An 18035-nucleotide genomic window follows, 5' to 3' on the forward strand; every position below is an offset into this window, starting at 1 on the left:
GAAAGCCGCAAATGAGTGATTCCCAATCGTGATACCTTTCAACATCAAGCAGCTCGAAACCTTTCTCCTGGTGGCGACCTTCGGAAGCTTTCGCAGGGCGGCGGAACGCCTGAACACCACACAGCCGGCGGTGTCCACCCGAATTGCTGGGCTGGAGGAAGCGCTTGGCGCCAAGCTGTTCGAGCGGCAGAGCAGCACGGTCAGGCTGACCGCCGAGGGACAGCGGCTCTTACCACCTGCCCAACGGGTTCTGCGGGTAGCGGAGCGGCTGCAACTGATGGCCAGCTCTCTTTCAGAGACTTCAGAGACGACGAGGGTGCTGCGGCTTGGGGTCGCCGAAACGATCGTGCACACTTGGCTGCCGGATTTCCTCACGGCACTGAAGGCAAACTTTCCGCTTGTCGATACCGACATCGTCGTCGATGCGACGACGACCCTTCGCAACGAACTGATGTCACACCGGCTCGATCTTGCGGTACTGATGGGCCCTGTCCTGGAGTACAGCATCGAGAATATCGAGATGCCGTCCTTTCCGCTTGTCTGGGTCTGCTCGCCGCTGCTGGAATTGCCTCACCGGCGCAAGGTGACGCTGAACGACCTGATGCAGTTTCCAATCATCAGCTACGCGCGCACCACGCGACCCTATAGCGAACTCTACCGCAAGCTCACCGGCGAATTCGAAGAGACACCGCGCATCTTTCCGGCCAATTCGCTGGCCGCTTCCATCACCATGACACTCAACGGAATCGGCATAGCCTCGCTGCCCGAGGGAGTCGTCCAGGACTATCTCGCAAGCGGAAAACTGCGCATCGTCGAATGCGAATGGCACCCGTCAGACCTGCAGTTTACCGCCTCCTACTCTTCCGAACCCTCCAATCCGATAGCGGAGCGGGCGGCAAAGCTGGCCGGCTGCGTTGCGCATGCCTATGCTGCGAGAACCGACAAGCTTAGGCCCGCGGTTTCTCAACCCAAGGTGGCCGGCAGGTAGATGCGGTCGCCTGAGAAGATCACATCCGGGCTCAGGATATGATCCATGTTGAGCACCACCGTCTCGGCCACATCCGCAGAATGGGTCCTGGCGATCAGGCGAATGCTGTCGCCGTTCTTGACCTCGACCCACTGGTAGCCGTCTTTCTCCAGCGTTGGATTGGTGCGGCCCGCAGGGTTGCTGCTGCCGTCGGCATGCGCCTCGACATGATCGCCGGAAACCCAGCCGCTATGCATTTCGCCGTCCGGCCCGAAACCTTCGACCGGTATCCAGGCGTCTCCTGACTGGTCTGTCGAGGGTCCGGCGGTCTGCTCGACGAAGCTGCCGGATTGCAGAACCGTCACCACGGTCGAATCCCCGTCAGGCTGGGTCCGCAAGTTCAGGCCGTCATCGGCCAGCACGGCGAGCTGCGGGAAGTCCTGCGGCGGGGTTTGCGTCCCGGGATCAGGCTGCTCGGTCTGTTCGTCCGGCGGCGCGCCATCGACGCCGGAAGGATCGTTACCCGGCGCGGTCTGTTCGTCCGGAGGCGCGCCATCGACGCCGGAAGGTGTGTCGCCCGGCGCGGTCGGGTCGGTTGCCGGCGTCTTGCCGGTGTTGTTCCATGGCTGGTCGTCCAGCGCGTCCCAGGCAAACAGCAGCATGCCGACGCCGAAGGTCACGCCAAGCGCGATGCGATCGGCGATCCCCCACCGCGCGTCGGACTTTGCGCGGGCGTCGATCTGCTCTGCCGTCCTCGGCACGGCCCGGCGATTGAGCAGATCCGTGCGCGCGGCCGACACCCAGAACTCGGCGCTGCCGACGGTGAACAAGGCGCCCGCCGTCGCGGCCAGCGGCGAGTGCAGGTTCTGTGCCGTGTAGAGAAGGGAACCAAACACATAACCGGGACCGGCCAGATGCTCGGCCACGTTCCGCAACACCGGCCGTCCGGCGATCGACTGCAGCGCGGATTTCGTGCCGTAGACCACATTGCCCAGTGAGAAGGAGCCGTTCACCCAGACATTGTCGCCGCGCAGCAGCCCGGCGGCCGAGCCTGGAGACGAGAAGATGAACGACGCCCCGCTCGCGGCGTTGAGGGCGCGTCCCAGCGGCTTGTGATTTGCCGTGGCGTTCGGAAAGACCGACTGCGCGGTGAAGACGACGCCGCGCACGCCGAACGCAACGCCTGCAGCTGTCGCGGCCCAATGCGGTGGCAAGATCTGCCATACCGTGTAGGAGGAGCCGGCCATTGGACCGAAGGTCGCGATCAACTGTGCATTCTCATTGAAGCGGGCATGGCTCAACGCCTGGTCAACGGCCGCAGTCTGATCCGGCGTCATGGCCTTCTTGTGGGTCGCCCGATAAGTCGTCATCTGCAGCACGGAAAGCGCATTCGTTTGCTCCGTCGACATCCAGGCAAACTGCTTGGGCGTGAACTTGCGCAACTGGCCGGGGCTCAATTCGCCAAGCTGCTTCGGCGTCAACGCCGATATCTGTTGTTTCGTCAGCGCCTCGATCTGATGAATGGTCAGAGCGCCAAGCTGCTCCCGCGTCAGTGCTGCGATGTGGCCTGGCGACATCTTTGCCATTGTCGCGGGATCGCGTGCCGCGACGAGACCTGGGTCCAGCGCCGCGAACTGGGTGGCGTCGAGATGGCCGAATTGGGCAGGCCTCATGGCGGCGACCTGTTCCGGCGTAAGGGCATTGCGCTGCTCGTCACTGAGCTTGGCGATCTGGTCGGGCGTCAGCTTGCGCACCTGCTCGATGGTCAATCCAGCGAGTTGCTCTGGTGAGAAGGCCGCGACCTGATCCGGCCGCAGGCCGGTGATCCGGCCAGGGGCAACAGCCTGCAATCTACTTGGCCTGATCGCCTGAAGCTGTTCGCCACCCAGCGCCCGCAACTGCGTCGGCCGTAGCGCGGCAAGTTGATCGAACGTCAGCTGCCGGACCTGTTCGGGGCTGAGTGCAGCCACCTGCTCAGGCGCCAGCTTGGCGATCTGCTCCGGCTTGATGGCGTGCAATTGCGTGCCGGTCAATTCGGAAGTCTGATCGGCTGCAAGCGCCCTGACCTCCGGCCCGGTCGGCGCCCGCACTGGTGCGGCAAATCCCGGCTCCGCGGCGGAACTCACCGGAAGCTCAAGGCTGATGATCCTTCCGCTGGCAGGGTCAAAAACCACCCTGCCCCGGTCAGGCGCCGGCGGCCATGTCGCGGCCGGCGTTTCGGCAGCAATATTCTCTGTCGGCGGCGTTTCGCCAGTCACGGCCGGGGTTTCGTTGCCGACCACCTCGGCCACTGGCGGCGGCGCTTCGGCCTGCGCTGGCGCATCCCAGAACTCGTCGGCCGGCCGCAAGATCACCTGCGGGCGTTTCTGCGTCGATCGGCCGGGCGCGACGGCATCCTCATTGCGCGTGAACTCACCGACGAAATTGCCGTCCGGATCCATCATCCGCCAGCCATGGACCTCGTTCCATGGTATGCTGCCGTCGATTGCAGTCTCGTCGACGCGGGCCATTCTGTCGCCGACGGGCCGGCCCATCGCCTCGAACTCAGTCGGGACGTGGAGGCGCGGCCTGCTCGGATTGAGCGTATAGAGATAGGTATAGCCCTGCTGCCGCGCGGCCCGTGACTCTTCCGAAACGAAAGCCTTGGCGCCCGAGATCGACTGGCTGGTGCCGACGAAACGGCCATGGGTATTGCCGAGCACATAGTTGCTCAGGACGATGCCTTGCGGGTTGTCCACCCAGATTCCGGTCGGCGGCGGCGGCGAGAAGCCGCCTGCGTCCCTGATCTCGCTCGGCGCGCGTGTATCGGCGCGGAAAACATAAGGGCCGACATTGCCGCGCAAGGGTCTTGCGGGGTCGCCGGCGCCTTCGACGGGCAGATTGCCGTCCTCGGGATGCCCAAGGCTGCCCGGCACATGGTCCTGGGAAGCGCCGCGCGTCCATGGCAGGACATAGGGCTCTCCGGTTTCGGGATCCCGGAACAGGATATGCGATTTATGCATCAACTCCGGTTCGTCGCCGCGCGCGCTCGGCGCATCGGCCGGCGGCACATAGACATTCTCCACGCTCTTGGGCGGCGTCCCGAGATACCTCACGGTGGCCGTTTCGCCATTCTCGTCGACGATCTGCAGCGTTTTTTCCGACCGCGCCGAGCCCAATGCCGGCTGGGTGCCATCCGACGGCCCCGAGCCCAGTGCCGGCGGGGTCGACGGCCCCGGGCCCAATGGCGGCGGGGTGCCATCCGGCGGTCCCGAGCCCAGCGCCGGCGGGGTCGGCGGCGAATTGTGCAGCACGTCCTGCTCGAGCAGCCGGTTGAGGTAATGCGCCTGCGTGGGCGTCAGCTCGCTGCGGGCCTGCTGGTCCAGCTGTTGCCGCAACGCTTTCCATGCTGGCCGGCTCATGCCGTCTGGTCGCCCGCCGGCGGAGGCGAGTTGGTCCGGATATGGCGCCACGCCCAGTTCCGGGAACACATCCGACACGCGCTGACCAGCGAACCTTAAATCGCCGTGCGGCGATGCCGCAACCTCGGTGAGATAGGCGTCGAGATGCTGCAGAACGTCCGGCGTCAGTTGCCCCCCCGAGGTGTCCAGCGCGGAGAAAACCTTTTGCGCGCCTTCGGACGATCCCGGATGGGCGCGGGCGGTACGGGCATGCGGGACAAGGTCCTTCCTCACCGAGCCGAGTTCCACCGTCGTTATCGGCCATTGGCTAAAGTTCAGGGCGAGACCGGCGCCGTGGTCCTTGCGGTCCAGGCGGTTGAGCGGCCCGGTGCCCGCCTCGCGCGGAACGCCCTCGAAGGCGGGGCTGCCGCGCCAGGGTTCCTTGCCGCCTCCGAAGGGCGCCATGACGTTGTAGTTGCGATAGAGGAGACGATCCTCGAAACCAGGCACCTTGCCTTCGGAGCTATAGTGGCTGGCGCCACCTCTCGCGGCCTCCTCCCAGAAAGAGGCTGCCCGTTGGCTGAGCGGGCCAGGCTCCCTGTGCGTATATCCCGGCCGGCCGCCTTCGCCGCCGAGATAGCGCAGCGTGCGATTGACGTAGGCCCCGCTCAGAGAGAAGCCAAAGATGGATACTGAAACGCCAGCGGCTTTTTCGTTCTGGAACGTGTTCTTCGACAGCATCGGCGCCGATGCGACCCACTGGGCGGAGGGAGCAGCCGCCTCGTCATAAGCGAAATTCGGCCGGTATCCGTTGACGAAAAGTTTCTGGCCCTTCGCGTCGTTGGGGTGGACCGGAAGCAGGAAGCCGGTGCCGCCGTCCGGGCCGTTGTTCTTCAGGCTGAGTTCGCCATAGACCTGCCGGCTGGGCAGCGGCACTTTGAGGCCGATGCCGAGCATCGATCCGCCGAGAGTGATCGTGCGGCCGTCGGGGCCGAGGATCCACCCGGCAGCCAGGAGGGCGCCGTTGGTCGCCATGTCGTTCAGGAGGGGGCCGCCCAGGACATTGGCTTCGTGTTCCTGCAGAAACCAGGAAACGGTGGCGCGGTCGGACCGCCAGACCCCTTGTGCATCGGTGAAGAATGTCGGGGCGCGCCACGAACTCGCCTTGTCGGCATCCAGCAACCGCTCCAGCAGGACGGGCACCTCGCTGTTGATCTCGGTCCCGGCCCTGGGCTTGCTTGCGGGCAGCGCGTTCTCCAGCGCGTGCGCGAGCGACTGGACAGCGGGGTCCGCGGATTTCTGCTGGTTGGCGGCGTAACCGCGCATCTGTCGCCACAGATACGGTATCCAGGTGTCGTGGCCGGACAGAACCTTCTCATTGTAGCGGCCCTCCGGCGAAAGCTTGCCGGCGGGTTTGAACGAAGAGCCCGGCTGAAGCTTCGGACCGTAGACCCACGTGCTGCCACGGTCGGCCTGCAGGACCTGCATGAGCGCATCCTGCTGCGCGGCGGTCACCGCCTTGCCGGGCTTGGTGGCGCGCCCCTTGAAAAACGGCGAGGCGGCATTTGCCGCGGCGGCAAGGTCCGGGTCGGTGGAGCGTGACGCAGTTTTGAGGTAATCGCCGACGATGCCGCGGCCGGCGTCGGTCCAGCCGGCTTCTCCCGGCAGCGCCCCGGCGGTAAGGAACTGCTCGCCGCGCGACAGCCTGGCGTCGGACGACAGGCCGAGTTGGTCGATCACTTCTCCCGGCGACAGATGCGACAGCTTGCCCTGTGCGCTGAACACCTGGAGGGTCGTCAGGCCGTTCATCGAAAGCTGGCCGGCCGGCTTGGAGCCGGTGAACGGGCTGTTGCGGTCGGCGTTGAGCATTTCGCCAAGCGCATGATGCTGAGCCGGCGTCATCTCCGTGCCGGACTGAGGCAGGCTCCTGCCGCCGAGCTGCACTCTGGTCATGGTCACCGCATCGCGGACGACAGGATCGCTGGAACGTTCGAGGGAATTGAGGTAGTCGCCGACGAGTTGCAGCTGCTCGGGCGTCCATGTCGGCGCGGGCGTCGCCGCATCGTCGGGAAGCGCCGGCAAGGTGGTGGCCAGGGTCTCGCCGAGCGCCGAGCGATGGCTGACTTCCGGATTCTTGGCAGGATCGAACGTATGGACTTCCCGTGCCGGGGTGTTGACCCTGTTCTGGCCGTTCGGCGTGGTTATCGATCCGCGCTTGGCGCGTTCGACGGTCTGGCCCGAACCCAGGTAGCCGGCATCCGTCGCATGCTCGCCCGGCGGGACGATGTCGCGGGTCATGCTCGCCTGCGGGCCGGCGACGACGACCTTGGCCGGCAGGTATTTGCCGCCGGCCTCGACATAGATGTCCTGTCCGGCGGTGACGCCGTCCTGCGCAACCGGCCGGTGATAGATGCTGTCGACCAGCTCGCCGAGCTTCGGATAGTCATAGCGGGGTTCGGTATTCGCGTAACGCGTGCCGATGCGCCGCAGGCCGGCCTTGGCGGCATTGAACGTCTGGCCGAAGCTGTACGGGTTTGACGAGAAACGATTGATGATCGGCGTGCCGTCGGGCCGAGCCGGGCTGGGGTGCCCGGTGTCCGTCACGGCCGGTGGCTCGGTGCGGGCATTCGGATCGGCCGTCCAGCGGCCGTCGGCGCCGAGATAAAGCACCGGCAAGGAAGGGTCGAGCTCGACAGCAGCCGGCACCGGCTCCGACGCGGCCGTGATCGCCTTGGGTTCGGGTATGGCGACAACCCTCTGCCCTTCCGGCAGGTTGAAATCGACGAGCATCTCGCCGGTATGGCGGTTGCCGAGAGTGTAGCGCATCAGCGGGCGGGTGCCTTCCGCCCCGCGTGTTTCCGTTTCCGACTGGAGCAGGACCTCGTCCGGGGTGGCCAGCACGGCCGGGTCGGAAGGGCGTGCGCCGTCGAGATAGCCCGTCTGCTGCGGATCCTTGCCGCTGGTGTAGACGTATTCCGCGGGATTGGGCCGCGGCATGCCGGTGAACGTCTTGGTCGCCGGGTCCCAGACGAGCCGGAAGCCGCTCTCGGCCGGGCGCGTCGTTCCGTCGCCGCGGACCGGCGGGACCACGATCGGATCGCCGTCGGCGGGGGGGCGCACATTCTGCTCGCGCGCTTCCTGGGCGCCTCGGTCGCTGACATTCTCGGGATGGTCGCGCTCGCCCGGGGCGCTCGGCCCTTCATCGTGGACGTTGACGACCGTCCCCTCGATCACCGGGTGGCTGGGATCGTGGAAGACCAGCTTGTCGGTCGGGCGATAGACGCCGTCGGTGCCTTGCTCATGCACGACCATCGGCCGCGACGATTGTCCGCCGCCTGATGGATCACCTTTGCCGCCCGTGGGTGGCGGCGGGTTCGGGCCGTCGGACTCGCCGGCCGGCAGCGCCCGTGGACCGGTTGGACGGTTAGCCCCTCCCGTGTTGTCAAAACCGTTCCGGGCACCGAAACCAGGCCCCTGCTGGCCGGACGTTTCGCCGACCACGTCGCCATCGATGATGATCTCATCTGGGTCCGGCATGACCTGTTCGCCGGTGGGCCTGTAGACACCGTCAGGGCCCATCTCGTAGACGGCCCGCGGTTGCGGCCCCGAATCCGGAAAAGTTCCGCTCCGAGTACCGCCCGTTCCAGGCATGTTGGACAACAGCGAGCGGCCGCCCAGGCCTGTGCCGACACTGCCGACGCCTATGCCCATGACTGCGTTCGCGAGCTCGAGCAGGGACATCTCGCCGCCATGCGCCGCCAGATCTTCCACCGATTTGCCGAGCAACGGAAGGCCGGTAACCACAGCGCCGGCATCGAGGCTCCACGCAGCGTTGGTCAGCTTGTTGCCGTTTTGCATAAATTCGGTGACCCTACCAGCATAAGAGGCCTCCTCTACGTTCACCTGGAATCGGCCGATGCCCCAGCTGGCATCCTTCATGCGGGTCATCCCGAAGCCGCCCGCGAAAGCCTGGGATCTGGACAAGCTGGTCTTTGCCAAGCCGAATGTGCGCAGGGCACCCGCGCCCACTGGCAGGAATGCAGTTACGCCGGTCGCGACATTCCAGGCCGACTGGCTGTCGAAGTCACCGCCCTGCAGGAGGTGATCACCCTCTTTGATCAGAGCTTTGCCGCCAAGGATTGATCCGGAGCCGATCGCGATGGGAATCGCCCATTGGCCGCCTGGCACGAACGAGACGATGGTGGAGACACCGGCGACGATGCCAAGGCCAATGTCGGTAGCCTTGTCCCAGAAACCCACCTTGCGCGCGTCGGCCACTTCCAGTTCGTCGAGCGAAAAACCATCCTCGCCGAGCGACATGTCGCCGCCCTTGGCCATGACCAGATTGCCCTTCTCGCTGAAGATGCGGTTCTCGTGCTGGAATTCGTCAAAGCTGCTGTAATATTTGCCCGAGCTGTCGACATAGCCGATTTCGTCGCCGGCGCTCTTGATCGCGAACAAAGCCGTCGTCGATTCCTTCCCGCCGTCGAGGGAGAAAACCGGCACGATCTTGACCTCGGCGTCGTCGCCGGCGCGGTCGGTGATTTCTTCAGTGACCTTTTGGACGTCTTCACTCGGCGCGTCGAGCCCGAGGGTCTGACCAACGGCAGTGCTGAGTTGGTCCGGCGTATATGTCTCGTATTCGCCGGTGAAGCCGGCCTCGTAGAGGTTCTCGAACTGGACCTGATATCCAGCCAGCGCCTGGTCCTTGTGTTCTTCAAAATACTCGTACTTGAGTTTCGCCTCATGCTCGGCGGAACCGTATTCGAGAAGCTTGGGGTGGCTTGCGGAAAAAGCGTACCAGTCGCGCCCAGCCACCATCGCCGGCCGCACGTTTTCTTCCCAGTCCTCCAATTGGTTCTTTTCGGTCTCCGCCTGGCCTCGATCGATTTCCGCGGCCGCAACTTCGGGGTGCACCCACAGCTTCTGGCCGTCCATCTCGATCTGGACCCACTTGCCGCTGTCGCCGATCGCGCCCGGCCCCTGCTCTTCGTAGGCCGCGGCAACTTCCGGCGCGACCCACAGGTCGCGGCCGTTCACCGTGATCTTCACCGCCGTCTCGCCCGGCTTGAGCGTGCCAGCGGGCGCCTCTACGGTTCCTGGCCCGTAGTCGGTGATCGCCTGGTCGCGTGCCGTCGTAGCATCGACGAGCGCCGTCTTCGCATCTCTCAGCCCGGCATCAAGCTGGTCGACCTGCACGCCGACAATCTTCGACTTGGCCGCGTCCAGCGCCGATTGCGATCCCATTCCGTTGGCTGTGCATACCGGCGCCGACGATATGTCTTGCGTCGAGGCCAGCATCTCCTGCCACTGCTTGTTGAGCGGATCGTTGCGGAAATCTTCCCTGATACCCTCGTCGTTGAGGTCGTATGTCAGGGCAGATTTATGTACGTTCGTGTCATCCCCGTTCTCGTCGGTGAAAGTGGCGTTCTCATAGACGGTAACGACATAGAGCTGACCGTTCTCCTCGACTATGTCCTGCGATTTTATCTTGCCAGTAAAGTCACCATGTCCATTGGTATACCCTTCCCAATCGAAATGGTGCGGGTTTCTTTCCTGCGCCTGCGCAAGCAGTTGCTGCTTGAGAGGCTCCATGGTTACGGCAAGATCCGCCGCCTCTGCCTGTGCAACCCCATACTCCTGATATGCCTCGGCCAGGATCACCTGATTGGCCGCGGCCCCCTGGAGCGTTTGCAGACCTTCAAGCCGCTCTTCGATGGCCGTGTATTCTGGGCTTCCAGGCTTGGCATCGGTAAGCTTCAGCTCCAGCTCGGTCGAGCTGATCATTTGATCGATCGTGGCCCTGTTGCCGTTGGCGGTGTGTAGCGAAACGTTTGTAAAGAGCTCGGCGACCTCCGCGTGCGCGGCCTTTCCTTGCTGGTTGGTTTCCTCGGCACTGGGGCCATCCGGGCTGCTGACAGCCGTCTGGTTGGGATCGCTGAGCGTCGGCAGGTCTACCTGTTTGTCGATCGCTTCGAGAAGTGACGTCTGGCCCTGCTCGTATTCGGCCCGGGCAGTGCTGGCGCTTTCAAGCGCGTTGTTGGCGAGGGTCAACCGGCTTTGCGCATCTGCCAGGGTGCCCTTCGGCTCGGGCGGCTTCCACTCCAGTCCATAAGGCGCCAACGCCTCGTCGAGCGTCGACTCGGCACCCTCCATGGCGTTCTTGAATTCAGGGTCCAGCGCATAGACGTCGAGCTGTGCCGCGCTCTGCGCAGCCTTTGCTTCTGCCTCACCGAAGTTCGCAATCGCCACGTTCTCGGCTGCGATCGCCTTGGCCACCTCCGGGTCGAACCATTTCCAGCTCCCGTCGACCAGCAATGGCACCCACTTCCCGCCCGAAGGAGCCGTGGGTGATGGTGGGTTCCCGTAGGGACCAACCGACGTGGGGCCACCGTCGAGAGTCGCGCCGGTTGCGTCTTGTCCCCGACCATACAATTCCATTGCAGCGACCACGGCCTGCTGCTTTTCAAGCGCCTCCGTGGTCAGCTCTGGCGTCGCTCCGCCGAATATGCCGTCCAGCGTCGTCTTGAGTATCTGGTCTTCCTTGGCCTGTTCCGGGTCATTGCTGTTTGGGTTGATGTCCAGCAACAACTCGGCCAACGCTTCCTGCGCGGTGCCGGCCGCGATATCCGTGACGGCGCCGGTCGTATCGTTGGTCAGCGTGATCTTGCCGTCTGGCGACGTGGTCAGCGTGTAGCCGTTAAACGTCACATTGAGGGTGGTCTTGGTGGCACCCTCGATCACCACCGTCTCTCCCGGGTGAATAAGGTCGGGGTCGCGCGGAGAGGTGAACAGTTCCGGATTGCTCTCGGCGAGATCCTCCAGTGTCACACCATGCGCCTCGGCGATGTCGCTCAGATTGTCGCCTGGTTTGACTTCGTAGTCGATCGGCTCGCCATCCCCCAGCGTCTCGACGATGGTCTCGGTGCGTCGGCCGTCCTTGTCGAAGACGATCGACGTCTCGGTGTTGTTCCTGGGGTCGACGATGGTGGTGGTCTGTTCGCCGGTTTCGGTGTTGTGCTCGATGTGGGTGGTCACGCCGTTACCGTCGACCATGTCGGTCGTCTCGGTATTCCCCTCGGTGGTCGTCACCGAGCGCGAACCGTGATGGTAGTCGTTGTTGTAGGTGATCGTCTTGCCGGTAGTCGGATCGGTGACGACAATCTGCAGGGTCTCGCCTTCGTCGCCGCCCTGCGTCACCTCGAGGCCGGCGGCATTCAGTTCGGCGATCACCTGCTCGGGCGTAAGATCGCTCGCCTCGGCGATTTCTTCGAAGCTCTTGCCTTCGGCAAGCTGTTCCTGGATCGACGGCGCGTCAGAGCCGTCCGCTGCCTGCGAATGCGCCAGGATGGTCTCCTCGCCGTCCGGACCCGTGACCGTGGTTACCGGCAATGCGGGGCCGCCGGCGGGCGTCACCGTCTCCACGGTCGACCCATTCGGCAGGCTCTTGGTGACAGTGACGGAACCGTCTCCGTTGGTTTCGGTGGTTGTGGTTATACGGGTTTGGGGATTCGTCGTGCGTTCGGTGACTGAGCCGTCGCCGAGGTCGTCCACGAACGTGGTTGTGATCGCGCCTGTCTGCGCGTCGACACTGGTGGTTTCCTTGCGGCCGAGATCGTCACGGATCGGCGAGGATGTCGCCTGTCCGTTGGGACCCGTCACTTCGGTGTAATAGCCGCCGTGGTGATAATCCTGGTTTTCGGTGATCGTGCGGCCGCTGCCGCCGGTGATCACCACCGTACGGGTGTCGCCGTTGGCATGTTCATTCGCTATCGCCGTCATGTCGCCGGCATTCAGAGCCGCCACCACCTCCTCGGGAGACATGCCCTGCTCGTCGGCGATGTTGTCGATGCTTTTGCCGCTTTCGATCGCCTTGAGAATGTCCTGCGCCGTGGTGACTTCCGGTGAAACACCGCCGCCGTCGGGCTCACCACTGGTCAGCAGGAGGTTTGGCGTACCGCCGAAATTCTGCGTCGTGAAAAGCGCAGGCGCGGCGGTGGTGCCGCCGTTGCCGTTTGCTGCGGTGACTGCGGCAGGCGCCACCGGTCCTGGCTGCGCCGCCGGGGCAGTCGGCTGTGCCGTCGTCAGTTCCGCATTGACCTGCGTCAGCCGCTGGCGGGCGCCCGCGGCCGCGTCGGCCTCACCCATCTTGTTGGCGAGCCGGATTTCATTTTGCAATTTCGTGGCTTCCGCCTGCAGCCGCGTAGTCTGCTCGGCATTGGCCTTTGGATCGACCCTGGGCGGCGGCGGCTTGACGGTATTAATCGGGCGGATCATCAAACAACCTCCGGAGCCGGTCCAGTCCTGGTTCAGGCAGTCTGCCTGCCGTCAACGCCCCCGCGCCCGACAGTGGAAGCCCTGTGCCTACCGGGGCGGCTTCCAATAAATGCCGAAAGCAGCGAGTTGCTCTTCCGACTGTCTTACTCGTTCTGCAGCATTCACTTCAGACTGCGCGGCCGTCAGTGCCGCCAGAATCTCGACGGCGGCGAACGCCGGCGCCATGCTGCGGAAGAACGACTGCGAATTTGCCGTAACGATGATGGTCTCCCGCGCGATCCGGGCCAGCGGCGACACGCTGCTATCGGTGATTGCCACCACGCCGACACCCTGCCTGGCCGACTGGCGCGCCACGTCGATCGTCGTGCGTTCATAAGGCGACATGCCCACAGCAAGGAGGACGTCGTCCCGTCCCGCACCCTGCAAGGCATCCAGACCATGTCCGCCCATCTCGCCGACAAGCGTCACCTTGCGGTCACCGCCAGCCAGAAACGACATGATGTGAACGAAGTGGTTCGCAACCGGATAACCGGATCGCGAGCCGAGACCGAACAGATTGCGTGATCGTGCAAGGAGCTCGGCGGCGGCGACGAATTGCGAGGCATTGCCGTACTCACCCAGACTTGAAATCTGCGCCGCGAGCGTGTCGGCGACGACCCCTGCAGTCGAATATCCCGGATCGCCGTCGTCCTGCCCCATACCCTGTCGCGCCGGCTCACCGGCGCCTGTCTCACGCAGCGCGCGCGCATAAAGGCTGCGCATATCCTCGTAGCCTTCAAGGCCAAGCCATCGCGCCAAGCGCATCATCGTGCTGTGCGAAACGCCGGCCTGGTGCGCCTGCTCGCGCATCGACATCAGCGCGACATCCTTAGGATGATCCAGCACGAAACGCGCGGCGACCCGCAACTGCGGCGGCATATTCTCGAAGCGTTCGACCAACAGCTCCGCCAAAGGACCTTGTTCCATTCTAAAATACCCCATTCACCCCGATGGCAGATTACTCCCCGAATGACGGCAATGCAACAGTTGGAACTGAAGTGGTCCATATATTCCAAGTGGACTTTCATTTTCGATCATGCTGCCTTAAGCTGCTTTCGCAACCTGCCGGATCGCATCGTCGTGATTCCGGGGTTTGTAATTTGAATGGTCCCTCAAGGAGACAATCATGGCGCCTACCCCTCCCGTTACATCCGGCTCTGCCGGGTCGCCGGAACAGAACCTGGACAAGATGATCAAGCATCAGGAACGCATGTTCAGCCTCGAGATCACAAAAGAGATCGCGAAATCCCAACATGACATGCTGATGAGCACCGCAAGGACGCTCGGCCAGTCGGCTGAAAAGGCCTAAGGGGATTCTCGAACCCTGCGCCGCCGCAAGCAACCGGCGGCGTACTTTGCACGGCAGGAATGTTTCGACGCCGCTGTCAGGCTGCGTCTGAGTTGTCATCGGCGGGAGATGAAGTGGCATGACCGCTAATTCTATCGGCAAATATTGGGATGCAGCGCCCGCGCGCCGGCTCCGTTCGATTATCGCCCACGCCCCGGGATCCGGACATTCCATTGCGCTCAGCGTAACTCATGGATTTCACGCGGGCGCCCAACTTGGTCTGGTCGAGCCTCTGTATACTGTCGGCTCCAGCACGGAGTCCGACATTGTCCTCAGGGATGCCGGCATCGCGCCGGTCCACGCAAGGTTGCGGCGCAAGGGCAGCCAAATTGAAATCGAAGCCGTCGGCGGCGACGTCACACTCGCCACGGGCGAGATCATCCATGAGGGCCAGGGCAGCCGCTGCAAGCTGCCGCTCACGATAGGTATCGGCGATGCCCATATCCGGCTGATCAACCCAGAACGCTCGCCGAATCGCTGGTCCGTTTCTGATCGCCCCCTCCTGGTTGCAGGCAGCGTTCTCTTTGCCGTGTTCGCTGTCTCCGTCGCTGCGAATGGGTTCTCTCTCGCCAAGCCCGACATTGGCAAAAACATATCCGCTCAAGACCGTGAACCGATCAGAGTGGCCTTTGCTGGCGAGGCCGGGCAAAGTGTCCTGAACGATTCATCGCCAACGCAAATACCCAGTGCCGCCGAAGCGGAAAGCCAACTCAGGCTGCGCCTCGATCAATCTGGCATCAGCACATTGGCTGTTCAGCGATCACCTGGACGGCTCGTGGTCTCGGGTATGATCCCCAATGACAAGGATGGAGCCTGGACCGAAACGCAATCCTGGTTCGACCAGACGTTCGGCGCGCACATTCCCCTCGTCTCCAATGTTATGATCGGCAACGCCGAGCAGGCTCCGCGCCTGAGGCTGCAGGCAATCTGGTATGGCGAGCGGCCCTACGTCATCGCCGCCGACGGAGCACGCTATCATGAAGGTGCATTCACGAATGACGGCTGGACCATCAAACACATTGGCGAGACGGAACTTCTCCTGACGAAGGGCGGCGCCACGGTCGCGCTGAAATATCCGTGAACCGCCGGCTTGAAGGGCCGCGATTCGATACGGCAAGAATGGACACGGCCGGCCGCGAGGTGCGGCAGGCGGAAGGTGTGCGCGGTCAGGCGATCAACCAGCGGCGGATGAATGGCGTCGACAAAGCCGCAAGCCGTGCTCAGGGGACGACATCGGCCGCTGGTACGGAAAAGCCACAAAACGCCGAATTCCAGCCCTCTCGAGGCACAAATAGCGAATCGCTCGATGAGGCACTCATCAATTTCGTCATGCCGGGTATTCCCGAGCCAGCCATCCTGCGTCGCTCCGTACCTATTCTCCAGCATTTTGTGACGCATCTGGTTCCCGGTCTTGAGGGTGGCGAGCAACTCAAGACACTTGCCAGAACGCTGATGGAGGATGAGATCGAGCGTCATCGCGATCTGCTTGCCCGGATACAGGAAGGAATCGAAACCTGACCGATCCGCGTGACACAGTGCATCTGCTGCACGTCTTGGGCTATCTCTACGGGTGTCACGGGCAGGCAAAGCGGGGCGCGGCATACCTGCTTATCGCGGCACAGCTGTCGCCGGGAAATGCCGGCGTCCTGCGGACACTGGCGCATCTGCTCATACTCGATGGCGAAGCGGACAAAGCGCTTGCCACGATTGCCAGGCTGGAGACGTTGGAGGGAATGGACCACCCGACGCTAGCGCTGCTGAAGAGCCGCGCCTTGCTTGTGGCCGGCCGCAGGGCCGAGGCGCACAATGCCTTGCGAAGCTTCCTATCGCATCGAGCCGCCGAATGACGGTGTCGGAGCGACTTCTGCACTTCCTTGCCAAGCTGTCCCGCCGCAGCGATCTGGTCATTGCCGTCCTGATGCTCGTCGCAGTGGTGATGATGCTCATTCCCTTGCCGACCTTCCTCGTCGACATTCTCATCACTGCCAATATCGCCGTCAGCGTGCTTATCCTGCTGGCTTCGTTTTACGTTTCTCATCCGCTCCAGTTCTCCTCGCTGCCATCGGTCATCCTCATCGCTACGTTGTTCCGGCTGGCGATCACGATCACGACCACGCGACTGATCCTGCTTCAGGCCGACGCAGGCGAGATCGTTTCCGCCTTCGGTACTTTCGTCGTCGGCGGCAGTATTGCGGTGGGCCTCGTCGTCTTCCTGATCATCACCGTCGCGCAGTTCATCGTGGTTGCGCGGGGTGCGGAACGCGTTGCCGAGGTTGCCGCGCGCTTTACGCTCGACGCGCTACCGGGCAAGCAGATGAGTATCGATGCGGAGTTGCGCAACGGAGACATCGATCAGGCGGAGGCACGCCATCTGCGCCAGCAGCTTGAGCGCGAGAGCCAGTTGTTCGGAGCGATGGACGGCGCCATGAAATTCGTCAAAGGCGACGTCATAGCCGGCATTATCATCATTCTGGTCAATCTGATTGGTGGTTTCGCGATCGGAACGCTGCAGCACGATATGTCGCTGGGAGACGCCGCCGCGACCTACTCGCTGCTCACCGTGGGTGACGGGCTGGTCGCGCAGATACCGGCGCTGCTCGTCGCTGTGGCCGCCGGCACGATGGTGACGCGCGTCGGCAGCGCCGACGGCACGAGCGATCTAGGCAGGCAAATAACCAGCCAGCTGCTGCGGGACTCCCGCGCGCTCGCGCTCGCGGCAGTTATCATGGTCGGCCTTGCCATAGTGCCGGGGTTTCCGTCCATTGTATTCCTGATCCTTGGCGCCTGCTTCGGCGCGGGCGCCTATGCAATCAATCGCCGCACCGCCCGGGAGTCCGAGATCAAAGACATCGGCCAGGCAGGCATGGCCGAACAACCGGGAAGTCCGGCGCTTTCAGCAAACCCCATCGGAACACTGCCTTCTTCGTACCGCATCGTCGTACGCTTCGGAACCGAACTCGGACGCTCAATCCCGGAACCCGAATTCGCCGCGCTCGCCGACGGCGTGCGCCGCGAACTCTTCGGCGATCTCGGTGTCGACGTTCCCGCTATCGGCCTGCAGGTCGACGAGAAGCTTTCAGCGAGGAGCATGCGCATCGATCTGGAGGGGGCACCGATCCTGGATGCTGAAATCCCCGCCGACCGTGTTCTTGTCGAAGCCGACCCAACGCATCTCGATCTGCTCGATGTGACTTACGAAAAGGGTTCTTCGATTGCCGGTCAGCGCAAATTCATGTGGGTCGATGATCGCCATATTTCGGCATTGAAGGAAGCCGGCTTCGTCTTCTCCACACCGGCGCATACAGCGGCCAAATGGACCGGAAATGCACTTCGGCTCTATGCCGGCCATTTCGTCGGGATCCAGGAGACCCGCAGGCTCCTGTCGGACATGGAGCCGGACTATGCGGATCTGGTCAGACAGGCGCAGGAGATCGTGCCGCTGCAGAAAATCGCTGAGGTGCTACGGCGACTCGTCGGCGAAAACGTGCCGATCCGCAACCTGCGCCTGATCCTCGAAGCGCTGATCGAATGGGGTCAACGCGAACAGGACGTCGTCCTGCTTACGGAATGCATCCGCGCGTCCTTGAAACGCCAGATCAGCTTCCGCTTCGCTGGCCGCAGCAACATCATAGCAGCCTATGTTCTGCAGCGCTCGGCCGAGGATATCCTGCGAAACGCGGTGCAAAGCACATCGACCGGCACGTTCCTGAACCTTTCGGATGACGCTGCGCAGGCTTTGGTCACCGAAATCGAACGCGCCTTGTCGCAGCACGCCACCGATGTCTCACCGATCGTCCTTGCGGCGATGGATGTACGCCGTCACATGCGAAGCCTGCTCACGCACAATGCCATTGAACTCCCGGTTCTGTCCTTCCAGGAACTCGCACAGGAATTCAACGTCCAGCCATTGGCCACGATAGCCGGGCGCTCGGGCATAGCGCGCAATGCCTCGCAGTCGCTGCCATCGGCTGCGGCGAAAGCCGGACAAGAGGCAGCCTCATGACGCCGGCCGGACGGATAGGGA

The 18035-nt window shown here is 63.4% G+C and carries 8 protein-coding genes; 6 read left to right on the forward strand and 2 right to left on the reverse strand.

The window, feature by feature from the left end:
- Window positions 1–28 precede the first annotated feature (28 nt).
- Window positions 29–988: a LysR family transcriptional regulator gene (locus BQ8482_RS18735; protein WP_123149000.1), complete on the forward strand. Its 960-nt coding sequence runs from the start codon at window positions 29–31 to the stop codon at window positions 986–988.
- Here the strand turns inward: BQ8482_RS18735 and BQ8482_RS18740 are convergent.
- Both BQ8482_RS18740 and BQ8482_RS18745 read right to left on the reverse strand, forming a co-directional pair.
- Window positions 964–12624 carry a LysM peptidoglycan-binding domain-containing protein gene (locus BQ8482_RS18740; RefSeq protein WP_123149001.1) on the reverse strand — a complete coding sequence of 3887 codons (11661 nt, stop codon included), beginning with the start codon at window positions 12622–12624 and terminating at the stop codon, window positions 964–966. The genes BQ8482_RS18735 and BQ8482_RS18740 overlap by 25 nt on opposite strands.
- Before the next feature lie 87 nt (window positions 12625–12711).
- Complete coding sequence (locus BQ8482_RS18745) at window positions 12712–13590, reverse strand: MurR/RpiR family transcriptional regulator (RefSeq protein ID WP_244602867.1); 879 nt, start codon at window positions 13588–13590, stop codon at window positions 12712–12714.
- Between the two features lie 199 nt (window positions 13591–13789).
- Here BQ8482_RS18745 and BQ8482_RS18750 point away from each other — a divergent pair, with 199 nt between their 5' ends.
- The 5 genes from BQ8482_RS18750 to sctV all read left to right on the forward strand — a co-directional run bounded on the left by BQ8482_RS18750 (window position 13790) and on the right by sctV (window position 18014).
- A complete protein-coding gene (locus BQ8482_RS18750; protein WP_095491776.1) occupies window positions 13790–13972 on the forward strand; it encodes a hypothetical protein in 183 nt (60 codons plus the stop codon).
- Window positions 13973–14090: 118 nt separating this feature from the next.
- The gene (locus BQ8482_RS18755) at window positions 14091–15092 is read left to right on the forward strand and encodes a SctD/MshK family protein (protein ID WP_123149002.1); all 1002 of its coding nucleotides are present in this window, start codon (window positions 14091–14093) and stop codon (window positions 15090–15092) included.
- A 38-nt stretch (window positions 15093–15130) separates the two neighbouring features.
- Window positions 15131–15529, forward strand: a complete 399-nt coding sequence (locus BQ8482_RS18760; RefSeq protein WP_123149003.1) for a hypothetical protein — start codon at window positions 15131–15133, stop codon at window positions 15527–15529.
- A gap of 17 nt (window positions 15530–15546) precedes the next feature.
- Entirely contained in the window at window positions 15547–15858 is a 312-nt protein-coding gene (locus BQ8482_RS18765) for a tetratricopeptide repeat protein (RefSeq protein WP_244602868.1), read from the forward strand.
- Window positions 15855–18014 carry a type III secretion system export apparatus subunit SctV gene (gene sctV / locus BQ8482_RS18770; protein WP_123149004.1) on the forward strand — a complete coding sequence of 720 codons (2160 nt, stop codon included), beginning with the start codon at window positions 15855–15857 and terminating at the stop codon, window positions 18012–18014. The genes BQ8482_RS18765 and sctV overlap by 4 nt, the downstream gene beginning before the upstream one ends.
- Window positions 18015–18035: the final 21 nt, after the last annotated feature.

Source organism: Mesorhizobium delmotii, assembly GCF_900149755.1.
GTDB lineage: Bacteria > Pseudomonadota > Alphaproteobacteria > Rhizobiales > Rhizobiaceae > Mesorhizobium > Mesorhizobium delmotii.